The organism is Streptomyces sp. NPDC005706, from assembly GCF_040631045.1.
In the GTDB taxonomy this organism is placed as follows: domain Bacteria; phylum Actinomycetota; class Actinomycetes; order Streptomycetales; family Streptomycetaceae; genus Streptomyces.
Genome location: NZ_JBEXYS010000007.1, coordinates 273,999 through 290,773, shown reverse-complemented (window position 1 = coordinate 290,773; position 16,775 = coordinate 273,999). Strand labels below are relative to the sequence as shown.

The 16,775-nt window shown below is 72.8% G+C and carries 17 protein-coding genes and 2 pseudogenes; 7 read left to right on the top strand and 12 right to left on the bottom strand.

Annotated features, from left to right (window positions below; all coding sequences use genetic code 11):
- From ABZ478_RS16305 to ABZ478_RS16290, 4 genes and pseudogenes are all read right to left on the bottom strand, one after another.
- Positions 1–334 (bottom strand): annotated as a pseudogene (locus ABZ478_RS16305) (electron transfer flavoprotein subunit alpha/FixB family protein); the annotation flags it as partial.
- Between the two features lie 53 nt (positions 335–387).
- Entirely contained in the window at positions 388–1,173 is a 786-nt protein-coding gene (locus ABZ478_RS16300) for an electron transfer flavoprotein subunit beta/FixA family protein (protein ID WP_359549561.1), read from the bottom strand.
- 218 nt (positions 1,174–1,391) lie between these two features.
- Positions 1,392–1,901, bottom strand: coding sequence for a flavin reductase family protein (locus ABZ478_RS16295; RefSeq protein WP_359549559.1), 510 nt, complete (start codon positions 1,899–1,901; stop codon positions 1,392–1,394).
- Positions 1,902–2,108: 207 nt separating this feature from the next.
- On the bottom strand, positions 2,109–2,510 hold the full coding sequence (locus ABZ478_RS16290; protein WP_359549588.1) for a thioredoxin family protein: 402 nt from the start codon (positions 2,508–2,510) through the stop codon (positions 2,109–2,111).
- A 308-nt stretch (positions 2,511–2,818) separates the two neighbouring features.
- On the opposite strand from ABZ478_RS16290, the gene ABZ478_RS16285 reads away from it, so the two are divergent.
- Positions 2,819–3,547 carry a lysophospholipid acyltransferase family protein gene (locus ABZ478_RS16285; RefSeq protein ID WP_359549556.1) on the top strand — a complete coding sequence of 243 codons (729 nt, stop codon included), beginning with the start codon at positions 2,819–2,821 and terminating at the stop codon, positions 3,545–3,547.
- A gap of 58 nt (positions 3,548–3,605) precedes the next feature.
- Here the strand turns inward: ABZ478_RS16285 and ABZ478_RS16280 are convergent, their stop codons facing one another.
- From ABZ478_RS16280 to ABZ478_RS16265, 4 genes are all read right to left on the bottom strand, one after another.
- Entirely contained in the window at positions 3,606–4,199 is a 594-nt protein-coding gene (locus ABZ478_RS16280) for a transglutaminase domain-containing protein (protein WP_359549554.1), read from the bottom strand.
- Between the two features lie 78 nt (positions 4,200–4,277).
- Positions 4,278–5,348 carry a low specificity L-threonine aldolase gene (locus ABZ478_RS16275; RefSeq protein ID WP_359549551.1) on the bottom strand — a complete coding sequence of 357 codons (1,071 nt, stop codon included), beginning with the start codon at positions 5,346–5,348 and terminating at the stop codon, positions 4,278–4,280.
- Positions 5,345–6,094, bottom strand: a complete 750-nt coding sequence (locus ABZ478_RS16270; RefSeq protein ID WP_359549548.1) for an SDR family oxidoreductase — start codon at positions 6,092–6,094, stop codon at positions 5,345–5,347. Before ABZ478_RS16270 ends, ABZ478_RS16275 begins: the two co-directional genes overlap by 4 nt.
- 38 nt (positions 6,095–6,132) lie before the next feature.
- Positions 6,133–7,530: a DUF6421 family protein gene (locus ABZ478_RS16265; protein ID WP_359549545.1), complete on the bottom strand. Its 1,398-nt coding sequence runs from the start codon at positions 7,528–7,530 to the stop codon at positions 6,133–6,135.
- 402 nt (positions 7,531–7,932) lie between these two features.
- On the opposite strand from ABZ478_RS16265, the gene ABZ478_RS16260 reads away from it, so the two are divergent.
- Positions 7,933–8,616 (top strand): glycerophosphodiester phosphodiesterase family protein, encoded by a 684-nt coding sequence (locus ABZ478_RS16260; protein WP_358929158.1) that lies wholly within the window; start codon positions 7,933–7,935, stop codon positions 8,614–8,616.
- A gap of 27 nt (positions 8,617–8,643) precedes the next feature.
- Here the strand turns inward: ABZ478_RS16260 and ABZ478_RS16255 are convergent, their stop codons facing one another.
- On the bottom strand, positions 8,644–9,183 hold the full coding sequence (locus ABZ478_RS16255; RefSeq protein ID WP_359549543.1) for a GNAT family N-acetyltransferase: 540 nt from the start codon (positions 9,181–9,183) through the stop codon (positions 8,644–8,646).
- Between the two features lie 70 nt (positions 9,184–9,253).
- Between ABZ478_RS16255 and ABZ478_RS16250 the strand changes: the two genes are divergently transcribed.
- Positions 9,254–9,646: a VOC family protein gene (locus ABZ478_RS16250; protein ID WP_359549586.1), complete on the top strand. Its 393-nt coding sequence runs from the start codon at positions 9,254–9,256 to the stop codon at positions 9,644–9,646.
- A gap of 15 nt (positions 9,647–9,661) precedes the next feature.
- Here ABZ478_RS16250 and ABZ478_RS16245 read toward each other — a convergent pair.
- Positions 9,662–10,486: pseudogene (locus ABZ478_RS16245) on the bottom strand (class I SAM-dependent methyltransferase); the annotation flags it as partial.
- 214 nt (positions 10,487–10,700) lie between these two features.
- Here ABZ478_RS16245 and ABZ478_RS16240 point away from each other — a divergent pair.
- A complete protein-coding gene (locus ABZ478_RS16240; protein WP_359549540.1) occupies positions 10,701–11,465 on the top strand; it encodes a VOC family protein in 765 nt (254 codons plus the stop codon).
- Positions 11,466–11,484: 19 nt separating this feature from the next.
- On the opposite strand, the gene ABZ478_RS16235 is transcribed toward ABZ478_RS16240, so the two are convergent.
- The gene (locus tag ABZ478_RS16235) at positions 11,485–12,090 is read right to left on the bottom strand and encodes a MarR family transcriptional regulator (RefSeq protein WP_359549538.1); all 606 of its coding nucleotides are present in this window, start codon (positions 12,088–12,090) and stop codon (positions 11,485–11,487) included.
- A 395-nt stretch (positions 12,091–12,485) separates the two neighbouring features.
- A complete protein-coding gene (locus tag ABZ478_RS16230; RefSeq protein WP_359549536.1) occupies positions 12,486–14,150 on the bottom strand; it encodes an FUSC family protein in 1,665 nt (554 codons plus the stop codon).
- A 164-nt stretch (positions 14,151–14,314) separates the two neighbouring features.
- Between ABZ478_RS16230 and ABZ478_RS16225 the strand changes: the two genes are divergently transcribed.
- The 3 genes from ABZ478_RS16225 to ABZ478_RS16215 all read left to right on the top strand — a co-directional run bounded on the left by ABZ478_RS16225 (position 14,315) and on the right by ABZ478_RS16215 (position 16,771).
- Positions 14,315–14,863 carry a DUF5134 domain-containing protein gene (locus ABZ478_RS16225; protein WP_359549533.1) on the top strand — a complete coding sequence of 183 codons (549 nt, stop codon included), beginning with the start codon at positions 14,315–14,317 and terminating at the stop codon, positions 14,861–14,863.
- 170 nt (positions 14,864–15,033) lie between these two features.
- Complete coding sequence (locus tag ABZ478_RS16220; protein WP_359549531.1) at positions 15,034–15,969, top strand: M56 family metallopeptidase; 936 nt, start codon at positions 15,034–15,036, stop codon at positions 15,967–15,969.
- A 106-nt stretch (positions 15,970–16,075) separates the two neighbouring features.
- On the top strand, positions 16,076–16,771 hold the full coding sequence (locus tag ABZ478_RS16215; protein ID WP_359549528.1) for a phosphatase PAP2 family protein: 696 nt from the start codon (positions 16,076–16,078) through the stop codon (positions 16,769–16,771).
- Positions 16,772–16,775: the final 4 nt, after the last annotated feature.

Below are 16,775 nucleotides of genomic sequence, written 5' to 3'. Positions count from 1 at the left end.
TGATGCCGGAGCCGATGCGCAGCGCCAGACGGGCGGCGATCTCCTTGCCCTCGGCGGAGGACGGGACCAGCACGGCGGCCGGGGAGACGGCCTCGTGGGCGGCCTGCAGGGCGTCCACCTTCGGCACGACCAGGTAGTCGGCGTACTCGGACGCGTCGTGGGTGAGGACCTTCACCGCGCCGTGCTCGGCGAGCGTGGCGGCGGTGTCGGCGGCGCCGTTGCCCAGCGCGACCGCGACGGGCTCGCCGATGCGGCGGGCCAGGGTCAGCAGCTCGAGGGTGGGCTTGCGGACGGCACCGTCCACGTGGTCGACGTAGACGAGGACTTCAGCCATGGGATTGCTCTCCTGCGTAACGAAGTTGAGGGGCGGTCAGCGGGTGCGAGCCCTTAGATGAACTTCTGGCTCGCGAGGTACTCGGCGAGCTGCTTGCCGCCCTCGCCCTCGTCCTTGACGATGGTGCCGGCCGTGCGGGCCGGACGCTCGTTCGCGGCCTCGACCCTGGTCCAGGCACCCTCCAGGCCGACTTCCCCGGCCTCGATGTCCAGGTCGGACAGGTCCCAGGACTCCACCGGCTTCTTCTTGGCCGCCATGATGCCCTTGAACGACGGATAGCGCGCCTCGCCCGACTGGTCGGTGACGGACACGACGGCCGGCAGGGAGGCCTCGAGCTGCTCGCTGGCGGCGTCGCCGTCGCGGCGGCCCCTGACCGTGCCGTCCTCGACCGAGACCTCGGAGAGCAGGGTGACCTGCGGCACGCCGAGACGCTCGGCGACCAGCGCCGGGACGACACCCATGGTGCCGTCGGTGGAGGCCATGCCGGAGATCACCAGGTCGTAACCGGCCTTCTCGATGGCCTTGGCCAGCACCAGCGAGGTGCCGATGGCGTCGGTGCCGTGCAGGTCGTCGTCCTCGACGTGGACCGCCTTGTCGGCACCCATCGACAGCGCCTTGCGCAGCGCGTCCTTGGCGTCCTCGGGGCCGATGGTCAGCACGGTGACCTCGGCGTCGTCCGCGTCCTCCGCGATCTGCAGCGCCTGCTCCACCGCGTACTCGTCCAGCTCGGAGAGCAGACCGTCCACGTCGTCGCGGTCGACGGTCAGGTCATCGGCGAAGTGCCGGTCGCCAGTGGCGTCGGGCACGTACTTCACAGTGACAACGATCCTCAAGCTCACGCCGGCTCTCCTACTGCATCGTCATTTCCGGGCTGCCTCTTGGAGGCAGCATAGGCGCCTCAAGCGGCCGATCCCGGTCGGGGCGTCCGCGCGCTCCGACCGAAATATTACTCGTCAGTACATCCAGTTCCTGCCCGCTAAGCAAGCGCTTTGAACTGTGACCTTCGCAACGCAGCGTAACCGGAATTCGACGTCCACGCAGGCCGCCGGCGGTGTGCTCAGTCCCGCAGTCCGTTGAAGCGGCCCTGGTGGTACAGGAGGGGCCGGCCGGCGCCCGTGGAGTCACCGAGGACCACCTCGGCGAGCACGATCCGGTGGTCGCCGGCCGGGACCCGGCCGACCACGCGGCAGACCAGCCAGGCGAGCACGTCGTCGAGCACGGGTACGCCCTCCGGGCCCTCGCGCCAGGCGGTGGGCGCGCCGAACCGGTCGGCCCCGCTGCGGGCGAAGGTGGCCGCCAGGTCGCTCTGGTGCTCACCGAGTATGTGGATGCCGACGTACTCGGACGTCGCCACGGCGGGCCAGCTCGAAGCGCCGGTGCCGATACCGAAGGAGACGAGCGGCGGCTCGGCGGAGACGGACGTGAGGGAGGTGGCGGTGAAGCCGGCCGGTCCCGCGGCGCCGCGTGCGGTGATCACCGCCACACCGGCGGCGTGCCGGCGGAAGGTGGAGCGGAGCAGGTCGGGAGAGGCGAGCCGGTAGGCGCCGAGTTCGGGGGTGGCCGTCACGGAATTGTCCTTCTGCGAGAGGGTTCGAGCAGGGCCGGGGCTGGTCAACAGCCCGGACAGCGAGCGCTCGCGGTGCGGGCCAGGTCGACGTGGACCCGCCCGAAGAGAAGGAGTTCGGTCGGCACAGGGCCAGGCTGACGACAGATGACACGCACAGTCAAGTTCGGTCCGCGATCCGGGAGGAGGCTCACCCGGCTCCCGGGGGCCTCACACCGCCTCCCCGAGTGCGGCGATCACATCCGCCCTGCGCGGCTGTCCGGCGGCGCGCCGCACGACCCGCCCCTCGGCGTCCAGGACCAGCACGGTGGGCGTCTTGAGGATGTCCAGCGCCCGTACGAGGTCCAGGCGGGCCTCGGCGTCGATCTCGACGTGGATGACGCCCGGCACCATCTCCGCGACCTCGCCGAGGACGCGCCGGGTGGCCCGGCAGGGGGCGCAGAAGGCGCTGGAGAACTGCACCAGCGTGGCCCGCGCGCCCAGTTCGCCGCCCAGCTCCGCCGCACCGAGCCGTCTGTCGTCGTCCCGCACGCGCACCCGTACCCTCCCGCTCCGCCGCCTGTGCGGCACTGCGTAGGCGCTCGCCACGACGAGCACCGCCACGCACACCATCAGTCCGGCCGTCTTCGGCACAAGCGTTCACAAGACCGCAAAGATTCCCGCCTCCCCCGGATGAGCCGCCGTTGCGGAATGCCCTCGACGCCGCGTTCGGCCACTGCCTGGGGTGCGAGATGTACCTGCTGCTCAAGAGGGTGACGGTACGACCGGAGTGACGAGGATCTCGCCGTGTCCGGGCACCAGGACTGGCTACCCGTCCGTTCTTCGGGCACGATCTGCGAGACGCCGTAAAACCTACGGCTGCGTAACTTACCGCCGGGAGCCCCCTTTCCCGAGCAGAGCAGAAAGGGTCCACCCCGCCCATGGCAGAGCTGGTCTACCGTCCCGTCATCGGTCTCGCCAAGACGCTGTTCAAGGCCTGGGACCTGAAGATCGACTGCCAGGGGTCGGAGAACATCCCACGCTCGGGCGGTGCGGTGCTGGTGAGCAATCACATCAGCTACCTGGACTTCATCTTCAACGGGCTGGCCGCCCTGCCGCAGAAGCGCCTGGTGCGTTTCATGGCGAAGGAGTCCGTGTTCCGGCACAAGGTGTCCGGCCCGCTGATGCGCGGGATGAAGCACATCCCGGTGGACCGTCGGCAGGGTGAGGCGGCGTACGAGCACGCCCTGGACTCGCTGCGCTCGGGCGAGGTCATCGGGGTGTTCCCGGAGGCCACGATCTCGCAGTCGTTCACGCTGAAGAGCTTCAAGTCGGGCGCCGCCCGCCTGGCCCAGGAGGCGGGCGTGCCGCTCGTCCCGATGGCGGTGTGGGGCACCCAGCGGCTGTGGACCAAGGGACAGCCGCGCAACTTCCGGCGCAGCCACACCCCGGTCACCATCCGGGTCGGCGAGCCGGTCGAGGCGCCGCGCGACCAGTACGCGGGCGCCATCACCCGCCGTCTGCGCGAGCGCGTGCAGGAGATGCTCGACGCCGCCCAGCGTGCCTACCCCGCGCGCCCCAAGGGCTCGGAGGACTCCTGGTGGATGCCGGCCCATCTGGGCGGTTCGGCGCCGACGGTGGAGCAGCTGAGGGCGGCCGAGGCGCACTGACCCGCCGCCGGCCGAATCTCACCGGCACGCGGCCACGTTCACGGCGGGCCGCGTCGTCCTACAGGCTGTCGGGCAACGTCCGCCACAGATACGGCCGGTCCGGGGCCGCCTTGAGCGCGCCGACGACGGCCGGATGCGGTCCGGCGTACAGGACCGGGTAGTCCGCCTCGTGCGACGCGGGGTCCGGGATCCAGGCCAGCCGCTCGCCGTTCAAGGAGAACTGGGCGTCCACACCGGGCTTGTTGCCGCGCGGATCCTGCCGGTGCCAGGCGCCGTGGAAGCGCACCGCCACCAGGCCGTGCAGGACATGACCGCTGCCGTCGTCGTGCGTCAGCCGCTGGTAGCACAGCGCCGTCGGAATGTCCTCGGCGCGCAGCAGGGCCGCCAGGGCGTGCGCCTTGGCGTGGCAGATGCCCGTGCGCAGCGCCAGTACGTCGGAGGCCCGCCAGGTCACGCGCGGGTCGTCCGCGTCGGCGGAGTGCGGGACGGTGTCGCGCACGAACTCATACGCGGCCTGTGCATAGGCATACGAGTCCGCGACATCCTCGGCGAGGCGGGCGGCCGTCGCCCGCACGACCGGATGATGATGGTCGATGACCTCGTCAGCGGCCAGATAGGCGGACAGGTCGGCGGTGTCCTGGATCAGCTCCATGCCCGCAGAGCATAGGTATGCGATCACCCGGCAGTCAATGACTTTCCAGGTGATCGCATATCTATGCATAGACGGGGACTACCGCGCCATCTCCTCCTTGAGCGCCGCCACGAAGAGGTCGACGTCCTCCTCCGTGGTGTCGAAGGAGCACATCCAGCGCACATCGCCGGCGGCCTCGTCCCAGAAGTAGAAGCGGAACCGCTTCTGCAGGCGCACGCTCACCTCGTGCGGCAGCCGCGCGAAGACGCCGTTGGCCTGCACCGGGTAGAGGATCTCCACTCCGTGGACCGCCCGCACGCCCTCGGCCAGCCGCTGGGCCATCTCGTTGGCGTGGCGGGCGTTGCGCAGCCAGAGGTCCTTGGCGAGCAGCGCCTCCAGCTGCACCGACACGAAGCGCATCTTGGAAGCGAGCTGCATGCTCATCTTCCGGATGTGCTTCATGTGGGAGACCGCGTCCTGGTTGATGACCACGACCGCCTCGCCGAACAGGGCGCCGTTCTTCGTGCCGCCGAGCGAGAGGATGTCCACGCCGACGGCGTTGGTGAAGGTCCGCATCGGCACGTCGAGGGACGCGGCGGCGTTCGCTATCCGGGAGCCGTCCAGGTGCACCTTCATGCCGCGCGCGTGGGCGTGCTCGCAGATCGCGCGGATCTCGCCGGGCGTGTAGAGCGTGCCCAGCTCTGTGCTCTGGGTGATCGACACGACCTGCGGCATGGCACGGTGCTCGTCCTCCCAGCCGAAGGCCTGCCGGTCGATCAGCTCGGGCGTGAGCTTGCCGTCCGGCGTGGGCACGGTGAGCAGCTTCAGACCGCCCATGCGCTCGGGGGCGCCGCCCTCGTCGACGTTGATGTGCGCGCTCTCGGCGCAGATCACCGCGCCCCAGCGATCGGTGACCGCCTGGAGCGCGACGACGTTCGCGCCGGTGCCGTTGAAGACCGGGAAGGCCTCCGCCGTGGCGCCGAAGTGGCCACGGACGATCCGCTGGAGGTTCTCGGTGTAGTCGTCCTCGCCGTACGCCACCTGGTGGCCGCCGTTGGCCAGGGCGATGGCGGCCAGCACCTCCGGGTGCACTCCGGCGTAGTTGTCACTGGCGAAACCGCGGACCTCGGGGTCGTGGTGACGACGCGCGTCGGTCCTCGGAGGGTTCACGGCTTCTCGGTCAGCCACAGACGGTTTCCGTTCACTTCGGCGGCGGTCTTGCTCCAGACGCCCTCGATGGCCTCGGCCAGGTCCTTGACGTCCGTGAAGCCCGCGAACTTCGCGTTGGGGCGTTCGGCGCGCATCGCGTCGTGCACCAGTGCCTTCACCACCAGGATGGCAGCCGCCGAGCGCGGGCCCGCCTCGCCCCCCGCCTTGCGGAAGCCGTCCGCCATGGCGAGCGTCCAGGCCTCCGCCGCGGCCTTGGCGGCGGAGTACGCCGCGTTCCCGGCGGTGGGCTTCGACGCGCCGGCGGCGCTGATCAGCAGATAGCGGCCGCGGTCGCTGCGCTGCAGGACGTCGTAGAAGGCCAGGGAGGTGTTCTGGACGGTGCGGACCAGCAGCTTCTCCAGCAGCTCCCAGTCGGCGAGGTCGGTCTCGGCGAAGGTGGCGCTGCCGCGCCAGCCGCCGACGAGGTGGACCAGGCCGTCGATGCGGCCGAACTCCTTCTCGGTGCGGTCGGCCCAGGCACGGGTGGAGCCCAGGTCGAGCAGGTCGACCGTCTCACCCGTGACCGTGGCCCCGCCGCCCGCGTAGCGGGCCGCGTCCACGGCCTCCGCGAGACGCTCGGGGTTGTTGTCGGCGCCGACGACGATCGCGCCCGCCTCGGCGAGCCGGACCAGCGCGGCGTGCCCGGCGGGTCCGCCCGCGCCGGCCACCGCGATCACCGCACCACTGAGAGACCCGTTCCCCACCATGTTCTTCCCCTCTTGAGCAGTGTCGTTGAGGCGGTCGCTCACGCGGCGATCCGCTCGGCGCCGTCCGCGGTGATGCCCCTGGTGGAGGCGATCACGTTCTTCAGCTTCTTGGACAGGGCCTCATAGAACATGCTCAGCGGAAACTCGTCCGGAAGCACGTCGTCGACGAGCTTGCGCGGCGGCAGGGACAGGTCCAGGGCGTCCGGGCCCTTGGCCCACTTGGAGCCGGGGTGCGGGGCCAGGTAGGTGGCGACCAGCTCGTAGCCGGCGAACCAGTGCACCAGCTTGGGGCGGTCGATGCCGTCCTTGTACAGCTTCTCGATCTCGGCGCACAGCTGGTTGGTGACCTGCGGGGCGCGCTCCCAGTCGATGGAGAGCTTGTTGTCGGTCCAGCGGACGACATCGTGCTTGTGCAGGTAGGCGAAGAGCAGCTGGCCGCCGAGGCCGTCGTAGTTGCGGTTGCGGTCGCCGGTGACCGGGAAGCGGAACATGCGGTCGAAGAGCACCGCGTACTGCACGTCGCGGGCCTGCGGGACGCCGTCGGCCTCGAGCTTCACGGCCTCCTTGAAGGCGGTGAGGTCGCAGCGCAGTTCCTCCAGGCCGTACATCCAGAACGGCTGGCGCTGCTTGATCATGAACGGGTCGAACGGCAGGTCACCGTGGCTGTGGGTGCGGTCGTGGACCATGTCCCAGAGCACGAAGGCCTCTTCGCAGCGCTTCTGGTCGTGGATCATCGAGGCGATGTCCTCGGGCAGCTTCAGGCCCAGTATGTCCACGGAGGCGTCGGTGACCCGGCGGAAGCGGGCGGCCTCGCGGTCGCAGAAGATGCCGCCCCAGGAGAACCGTTCCGGCGCTTCGCGCACGGCGATGGTCTCCGGGAAGAGGACCGCGGAGTTGGTGTCGTAGCCGGCCGTGAAGTCCTCGAACTTGATGCCACAGAAGAGCGGGTTGTCGTACCGGGTGCGCTCCAGTTCGGCCAGCCAGTCCGGCCAGACCATGCGCAGCACGACCGCCTCGAGGTTGCGGTCGGGGTTGCCGTTCTGGGTGTACATCGGGAAGACGACCAGGTGCTGGAGGCCGTCCGCGCGGCCCGCCGCGGGCTGGAACGCCAGCAGGGAGTCGAGGAAGTCCGGTACCTGGAAGCCCTCCTCCGCCCAGCGGCGCAGGTCCCCGACGAGTGCCTCGTGGTAGGCCGCGTCGTGCGGGAGCAGCGGGGAGAGCCGCTCGACCGACTCGACGACACGGCGCACTGCGGCCCCGGCGTCGGCACGCTCCGGGGCGCCCTCGGCCCCGAAGTCGATCGATCCGTCCTTGGACTGCCATGGCCGGATCTGCTCCACGGCATCCTTGAGCACGGGCCAGGCCGGGTGCTCAACCACCCTGGTCAGCGAAGGAACCTTCTCCTCCGTAGCCGCCTGCACAAGAATTTCCGTCATGTCCCATCCTCCACGGGAGAACCTCGCGTACGAACACCGTACGCATACCCCGTTTCTCCCAGCAAGAGGCAGCTCGGGAAATTATTCTGCGCAACCCCATGGTCACCGCTGTTTTTCCTGCCCGAAACCGTGACGGCGGTCACTTTCGTTGAGGGCCGGAGCACCGCGAGAGCCGTGGGAACCGCTCGGATCCAGACGGTCAACTCCCGAGGGACGCGCCCACGCCCGGGTGACGACAGAGGCGGATACGAGCCAGTCGCCGCACGCCCCGCGCTCCGATCCCCGGCGCAGACGCGGGTTCATCACGGGACCCGGCCGTTAGGCTGCGACTCAGCCGCGTGGACAGCGACGCCCGTCGGGTCCGCGGGCGCCGAGCCGCCGTCGACGGAAGCGGGTTGAGCCTTGAACTTCCTTACCATCGGTCACCGCGGGGTCATGGGTGTGGAGCCCGAGAACACCCTTCGTTCCTTCGTCGCCGCGCAACAGGCCGGCCTCGACCTGATCGAACTCGATCTGCACCTGAGCAAGGACGGCGCCCTGGTCGTCATGCACGACGCCGAGGTGGACCGGACGACCGACGGCACCGGGCCCATCGCCGAGATGACCCTCGCGGAGCTGCGCGCCCTGGACGCGGGCCGCGGGGAGCGCGTGCCGGTCTTCGAGGAGGTCCTGGACGCGGTGCGGACGCCGTTGCAGGCGGAGATCAAGGACGTGGCGGCGGCCCGGGCGCTGGCGGAGGTCATGCACCGGCGGGACCTGGTCTCGCGGGTGGAGGTGTCCTCCTTCCACGACGAGGCCATCGCCGAGATCGCCCGGCTGGTGCCGGGCGTGCGCACCGCGCTCATCGCCAGCCGCTACGGCACCGACGTGGTGGACCGCGCCAGGACGGCGGGGGCCGCGACCGTCTGCCTCAACATCCGGCGGCTGAGCCTCGAGGTCGTCGAGCAGGCGCGGGCGGCCGATCTGGCCGTCATCGGGTGGGTGGTCAACACCCAGGACCATCTGCGGCTCGTCCGGGCCCTCGGGCTGGACGGGGCGACCACCGACTACCCGGAGATCAAGCGCACCGGCCGCTTCACCGCGTGATCCGGCGCGCCGTCCCCCTGGTGAACGTCACGCCAGCGGCTTGACCAGCAGCTCGAACCGGAGGTCGTCGCGCTGCGGGATGCCGAAGCGCTCGTCGCCGTACGGGAACGGGGTCGTCCGTCCCGTGCGGCGGTAGCCGCGGCGCTCGTACCAGGCGATCAGCTCCTCGCGGACCGAGATCACCGTCATGTGCATCTCCGTGACGCCCCAGGTCGCCTGCGCCTGGCGCTCCGCCTCCGCGATGACGGCCTTGCCGAGGCCCGCGCCCTGGAGGGTGGGGCTGACCGCGAACATGCCGAAGTAGGCGGCGTCGCCCCGGTGCTCGAGTTGGCAGCAGGCGACGATCCGGCCGCCCTGCTCGACGGTCAGCAGCCGGCTGTCGGGCGCCTTGAGGACCTCCCGCACGCCCTCGGGATCGGTCCGCTGCCCCTGGAGGATGTCCGCCTCGGTGGTCCACCCGGCCCGGCTGGCGTCGCCCCGGTACGCCGACTCGATCAGCGCGACCAGTGCGTCGACGTCGACGTCACCGGCGTCGCGGAACGTCAGTGCGGTGGCGGCGGTTTCCATGGGGCGGTCTCCGATCTCGGGCGCTGCTGAAGCAGGGACGAGGGTAACCCTGCCACTAAGCTCCGGCTGCATGGTGCATGTACTCAGCAGCCGGACACTTCTGCGCCCCACCGACCCCGAACGCTCCCGTGCCTTCTACGGGGAGCGACTGGGGCTGGCCGTCTACCGCGAGTTCGGCACGGGCCCCGAGCGCGGGACCGTGTACTTCCTCGGCGGCGGATTCCTGGAGGTCTCGGGACGCTCCGAGAGCCCCGCGCCGCCGGAGGTGCGGCTGTGGATGCAGGTGGCGGACGTGGCCGCGGCGCACGAGGAACTGCTGGCCGAGGGCGTCGAGATCGTACGGCCCCCGGTGAAGGAGCCGTGGGGCCTGATCGAGATGTGGATCGCCGACCCGGACGGCACCCCGATCGTGCTGGTGGAGATCCCGGCGGACCATCCACTGCGGTACCGGGCCGGCATCTGAGGCCGGGAACCAGGCCTTCCCGCCCGCTGTGAGCAGATGACCGCTGACGCCGAGCAGCGAGGGCACGGACTCGGACCGCCGCAGCGCGCGCAGGACCACTTCCCGGTCCCCGGGGTCGTCGAGCCGCCCGGAGATGTCGCCCGTCAGCCAGGCGGCGCCCTCCACGCCGTACTGGCCGTGCGCGCCGAGCCCCGCCGCGGTGAACTCGGCGGGCACCTCCGCGGGTTCGTGGAAGCAGGCCGTGGTGAACAGCGACTTCGCCCCGGCGCCGGGCCGCATGAGGCCGTCCCGGGCCGAGGCGTCGATCTGCGGCCGCCGGTCGGGGTCGAAGTACAGGCCGGTGGCGAGGTTGTCGTGCACTCCCGCGTACCGGTTGATGGTGGCGGCCACCACCAGTCCACCGGGGCGCAGCACACGGTGGGCCTCGGCGAGGGCCCGGACCCGGTCCTCGCGCTCGGGCAGGTGGTAGAGGGGGCCGAGGAGCAGGACCGCGTCCACGGACGCGTCCGGCACGTCCAGGGCACGGGCGTCGCCGAGGCGGGCGGTCACTCCGGGCAGCCGGGCCGCCCTTTCGACGTGCAGGGGCACCGGGTCGACCAGGTCCACCGCGTACCCGTCGGCGGCGAGCCACTGCGCGTGCGCACCGCTGCCGCCCCCGACGTCCAGGACCTGCGCCGGAGCGGGTGGCAGCAGCCGGCGCAGCACGTCCTGGGTGCGCCACAGCTCCAGTCGTCCGGCGCCCGCACGCAGCCTGCCGTCCTCGCCGTCGCGGCCGTAGTACTCCGCGATCTCCCCGGCCGGTTCGGGAGCCCCGCCCACCGTCGTCTCGTCCGCGTCCATGCCCGCACCCTGGCCGACCGCCGTCGGGGGCGGCAAGCGAATCGCGCGCGCCACCAGGCTCGGAGGGGGCGAGCGATTCACGTGCCGTGGCACTTCACGGAGCCCGCTCCGATGGCCGCTGTCAGTGGTGGGGGCTAGCTTCGGGAGGAGGTGCCGCAGGCTGCGTGGCACGGGCCGCGGGCGGGCCGGGAGCGGGCACGGGGAAGGAACCGTCATGAAGTTCGACAAGCCGGTGATCGGCGGACCCTGCTGGACCGAGCTGGGGACCAGCGATCTGGAGGGTGCCAAGCGGTTCTACGCGGAGCTGTTCGGCTGGCGGCCGGAGACGGACCCGCGGCAGGAGGCGGGCGGGTACACGATGGCGCATCTGGGGGACGCCGCGGTGGCGGCGCTCAGCCCGCTGTACCAGGAGACCCAGCCGGTCGCCTGGAATGTGTCGTTCGCGGTGGCGGACGCCGACGACGCGGCACGGCGGGTGACGGAGGCGGGCGGGACGGTGGTCCTCGGCCCGATGGACGTCTTCGACGTGGGCCGCTTCGCGGTGGCCCTGGATCCGACGGGTGCGGCGTTCCAGCTCTGGCAGGCGCGGAGCTTCCAGGGCGCCGGTCTGTTCAACGCGCCCGGCACACTCGGCTGGGTGGAGCTGGCGACCCGCGAGCCCGACCGGGCGCGCGACTTCTACACCACGGTCTTCGGCTGGAGCGTCAACGCCTCCCAGTGGTACACGCAGTGGGGCCTCGGCGGGGAGGACTTCGGCGGGATGGCGGACATGGGCGACCGGTTCCCGGCCGAGGCGCCGGCCCACTGGATGCCCTACTTCGCGGTGACCGACGTCGACGCGGCGGCCGAGGTCGCGCGGGAGGCCGGCGGCGACGTCGTCGTGCCGCCCGCGTCGGTGCCGGACGGCCCGCGCATCGCCGTGCTGCGGGACCCGCAGGGCGCGGCGTTCGGGGTGCACCGGTCCGGCGAGGAGGGCTGAGCGGCGGGCCCCCGCGCGCTCAGGCGCGCAGGGAGCCCATCCGGCTCTCGAGGCGGCTGAGCAGGTCGCCCAGGAGCGCGGCCAGTTCGCCCTGGCCCTCGGGGGCGAGGACGGACAGCACGGACGTCTCGTAGGCGAGCTGCTCGGGGAGGATGCCGTCCACGAGGTCACGGCCCGCGTCGGTCAGACGGAGGTGGGCGACCCGGCGGTCACGGCTGTCGCCGCGCCGCTCGATCAGTCCGCGCTCGGTGAGCTGCTTGAGCCGCTTGGTGACGGCGGCTCCGGAGGAGAAGGTCTCCCGGGCCAGCTCTCCCGGGGTCAGCTCGTGGCCGGTGCGGCGCAGCGCGCCGAGCAGGTCGAACTCGGAGCGGCTGAGTCCCGCACGGCGCAGCGGGGCGTCCTCGGCCTGCTGGAGGAGGGCGGCACAGCGGTTGATCCGGCCGATGACCTCCATGGGCCCGGTGTTCAGCTCGGGGTGCACGGCACGCCACTGCCGGACGACGGAGGCGACGGTGTCGCCCTCACCGCCTCCGGCGTCCCGCCGTCCCCTCTCGGCGTCGCTCCCCCGTCGGCCCCCGGCAGCCTCCCCGGCCTCACTCGCGGCGGTCGAAGGTCCTTCGCCCACGGCAGCGCTGCGTCGGTGTCCCGCCTCGTCCGCGGCGGCCCGGCGCCCGGCCGTGTCCCCGACGGGCGGACGTTCACGTCCGGCCTCGCCCCCTGTCTCCGGGCGGCCGCCCGCCCGGGAGGCCTGCGCCGTCGAGCGCTCCCCGGCCGTGTCCTGTCCGGCATCGGGCGCTCCGCCCGTCCCGGCGCCGCCCGCGGCCGACCGGGCCCGTGCCCGCGCCGCCCCCGCCGCCGGCACCGGTTCGGCCGCGCCGCCGCCGGGACCCGGCCGACCGGCCGCACCGGCGCCCGTGGAGCCCGGCCCGGGCGCACCGGCGTCGCCCGGCGCGGGGGCCCCGGTCCCCGTCGGTGCGCCGGCCCGATTGCGTGCGGCCGGCGGTCGTCCGTTCGTCGGGGTCATGGCCGTGCTTCCTCCGTCGTGCTGCCCGTGTCCTGCGCCGGCGGGGCGAACCCCTGGCGTCGTACCGTCGCGGCGAGCGTACGGTGTCCGGACTGCTCGGCGAGCACGACCCGCTCCTCGGGCAGTGCGCGCTGCCACCACTCGCCGGAGGCCGCGTCGGCCGTGGCGCGCAGGTCGGCCAGGGCGCCGGCCAGGGCGCGCCGGGCACTTTCCAGGGCGCGGGGCGCCGGGTGCGGCTCGGCGAGCAGCCGCGCGGCGTTCTCGCGGGTGCGTTCCGCGGCGGTCAGCGCGTGTTCCAGACGGTCGCCCGCGCGCCGGTTGGTGACGGCGACGGCCGCGACGAAGCCGACCAGTGCGCCGACGAGGGTGTCGGCGACACGCTCGCCGATGAGCTGTCCGGCGTCCTGGGCGCGGGCGAACTCGGTGATGAGCAGCGCCATCGGCGTGACGCAGACGGTGCCGAGCCAGTAGTTGCGGCTGATCAGCGCCTCGGCGCCGAAGTTGAAGGCGAGGCAGGTCAGTACCAGGGCCGCCGGGTGGAGGTGCGCCAGCGGCGCCACCGCGGCGAAGACGAGGACGCCGAGGAGGTTGCCGACGACGCGCTGGACGCTCCGGTTCCAGGTGAGGGTGACGTTGGCCTGGTAGAGGGAGGCAGCGGTGACCAGCGCCCAGTAGGGGCGGCCGACGCCGAGGGCCAGGGAGGCGTACCCGGCGAGGGCGCAGCCGATCGCGGTGCGCGCGGCGATGGGTGCGAGCGGGGCGAGCCGGTGCCGCAGCGGGCGGCGCGGGGCGGCGAGTTCGGTGTCCACGCCGAGCAGTTCGTCGGCGGACTCGCGCGGGAACCCCATCCGCGGGATCCGGCCGGTGCCCCGCAGTTCGCGGGCCCAGACGCGCAGTCGGCCGGGGTCGGTGTCGGCGGGGGCGGCCAGCGCGACCTCGGCACGGACGAGGAGCCCTTCGAGGGCGCGCCGGGTGCGGTCGGGCCGGGTACCGCCGGCCAGCAGGGACTGCCACGCGGCGTGCACGGCCGCGGCGGTGGCGGCGCGGGCCCTGGCGTGGCCCTCGGCGGTGCCGCCGGTCTCGGCGTACGCGGCGGCCGCCGTCAGGGCCTGCGCGGTGGCCCGGCGCTCGGGGCCGTGCGGGCGCAGCAGCCCGGGCGCCATGCCGACCAGCCAGGCCCAGACGCCCGCGAGCAGGGCCAGTCCGACGTGTCCTGGCACCTGGTGGAGGCTCTGCGGCATGAAGAGGGAGGCGGAGCTGATGAAGGCGAGGATCACGTTGCCCGGCGGCCCGACGCGGGTGACGTCGCAGACCGCCTTCTGCACGGCCGCCATGACGGCGCCCACGGTGACCAGGACGACCGCGCTGGTGGTGAGCGAGGCCGCGACCAGGGCGAGGGCGAGGCCGCCGACCATGCCGAGCACCACCCAGGCGAGGACGCGGGCCCGGGCGGCGTAGGGCCGGTTGTGGCCGTAGAGCGCGCAGAGCGAGCCGGCCATCGAGTACGCCGCCAGATCGAGGCGCCCGAGGGACAGCAGGATCAGATTGGGCGGAGCGGTGGCGACGACCACGCTGAGCGCGGGCTTGAACCAGATGTCGGAGGGCCGCCCGAGGCGGAGCACTCCGGCGAGGGGGAGACGGAGTCGGATCGCACTGCTCATAGCCACTAATTTAGCATGTGTTTTATCAGTAAAACATTCGGGTCTCACTCCGCTCACCTGCTGTGCTCCGGTGAACGCTCCCCGCGTACACCCTTGCGCTTGCGTGCGCGCCGCGTGCCGTGGGCATCGCATCCCTCGACCGACCGTCGAACGGGGGGTGGCGCGTGCACGGACCGGGTTCGCCGGCCTGGCTGCTGGTCGCGCTGTGCGCGGCCACCGGCGCCTACTGTCTGCTGCGGATGCGCAGCGGTGTCGAGGAGCAGCGCCGGGCCGCGGGCGGCGAGGCGCTGATGGGGTTCGGCATGGCCGCGATGGCCGTGCCCGCGACGGTGTTCACCCCGCCGGGGTGGGCGTGGCCGCTGTACGGGGCCGTGTTCGCGGCGGCCGCGCTGCGGGCCCTGTGGACCGCGCGTACCGGAGCGCACCATCTGCACCATCTGGTGGGGACGGCGGCGATGGTCTACATGGCCCTCGCCATGGCGGTCTCCCCCGCCTCGCACCATGCGCACACCGGTGCCGGGGTGCCGCTGGTGACGGGCGTGCTCCTGCTCTACTTCACCGGCTACGTGCTGCTGGCGGGCGCCCGTCTGGTGCCCTCGGCCGGCCCGGCGGGTGCCGGGCCGGGGGTGCGCTGGGGCGACCGTCCGGAGCTGGCACGGGCATGCCGGCTGTCGATGGGGATCGGCATGGTCGCCATGCTGCTGGCGATGTGAGCCGCACGGAGGGCATGCGGCACGGAGGACACGCGGCACGGAGGACACGCGGCACGGAGGACATGACGGCCCGGGGCGGTCCGGCGACGCGGAGGGGACGAGCGTTGCCTGCGTCACTTCGGCCCCGAGGACCCACCCGTGGGCGGCGGTGCGCTCATAGGGTGCTGCCCATGATGGTCCCCGCGGCCCTGTTGCTGCTCGGCGCCCTGACCGCCGCTCTCGCCCCGCGGCTGCTCGCCCGGGCCGACTGGCCGGACCGGGAGCCGGTGGTCGCCCTGTGGGCGTGGCAGTGCGTGGTGGCGGCCGTGCTGCTGTGCTGCGCGCTGTCGATGACGCTCAGCGCGGCCGCGGCCTGGCAGGCGGTGCGCGGTCATGTGTTCGGTACGGCTCCGCGCGCGGTGGTGGACGCGTACGCCCTCGGCACGGCCGGCCCCTGGGCGGCGCCGATCGCGGTGGCACTGGCCTGCGGCGGACTGTGGAGCCTGGCGATGCTGGTGCGCCAGGTCGCACGGGCCCGCTCGCGACGGCGGGCGCACCGGGCCGAACTTCTCGTCCGCGCCCCGCTGCTGCCCGGCGAGGAGCCGGCGGGCGGCAGGCTGGTGGTGCTCGAGGGCGAACGGCCCGACGCCTGGTGGCTGCCCGGCACCGCGCCCCGGCTCGTCGTCACCACGGCCGCTCTCGGCCGGCTGAAGGGGCGTCAACTGGACGCCCTCCTCGCCCATGAGCAGGGGCACGCCCAGGCCCGCCATGACTGGCTGCTGCACTGCTCGACGGCGCTGGCCGACGGTTTTCCGCAGGTACCGGTCTTCGCCGCGTTCCGCGACGAGATGCACCGGCTGGTCGAGCTGGCGGCAGACGACACCGCCTCCCGGCGCTTCGGCCGGCTGACGACCGCGCTGGCGCTGGTCGGGCTCAACGAGGACCGGGGCGTGTTCGGGCCCTGTCCGACTCCCCAGGCGCACGTACCGCAGCGCGTGAACCGGCTGCTCACCCCCCCGGACCGCCTCCCGGCGCTGCACCGGCTGCGCCTGACCGCGGCGGCGGCCCTGGTGCCGGTGGTCCCGGTCCTGGTGGCCTTCGTACCGGGCCTGCGGGCACTGGGCTAGCGGCCTGCCCCGGGCCCCTCGGCACCCGGGACGTCCTCCGTTCCCGGTGAGCGGCCCTGCGCCCGGACGGTGGCCATCGGGCCGCCTCTTCGGCGAAGATCGCAGCATGCGCCGCCGGCCGACCGAATCCCCGCCCCGTACACCGCCCCACCGCACCGCGGCCCGCGCGGCCGTCGTCCTCGCCGTCTGCTGCGCGCTGCTGCTGGCGGTCGTCGTGCTGCGGTGGCGTCCGCTGCTCGCCCTGGACGGCGACATCTCGCGCACCACCCACCGCTGGGCGGTGAGCGATCACGGTGTCACGTACGCCTTCCGCGTCCTGACCGACTGGGTCTGGGATCCGCTGACCATGCGCCTGGTGTGCGCCGCCGCGGCGGTGTGGCTCGGGTGGCGCCGCGCGGCCTGGTGGACGGCGTCGTGGCTGGCGGTGGCCGTGGCGCTGGCCACGATCCTGCAGCAGGCGGTGAAGACCGCCGTCGGACGGCCCCGTCCGGCCTGGCCGGACCCCGTCGACAGCGCGCACTACGCGGCCTTCCCCTCCGGCCACGCCATGACGGCCACCGTCGTCTGCGGACTCCTGCTGTGGCTGCTGCACCGCCACAACGCCGGCCGGGCCCTGTGGCGTACGGCCGTCGCCGTGGCCGCCGTCTCGGTGGCCGGTGTGGGCCTGACCCGGGTGTGGCTGGGTGTCCACTGGCCCTCGGACGTGCTGGGCGGCTGGCTGCTGGGGGCGCTGGTGGTGGCGGTCGCCGTGGCGGTGTACGAGTGGCCGGGGAACGGCCGGCCGGGATCAACACCCCGGTAGAGTC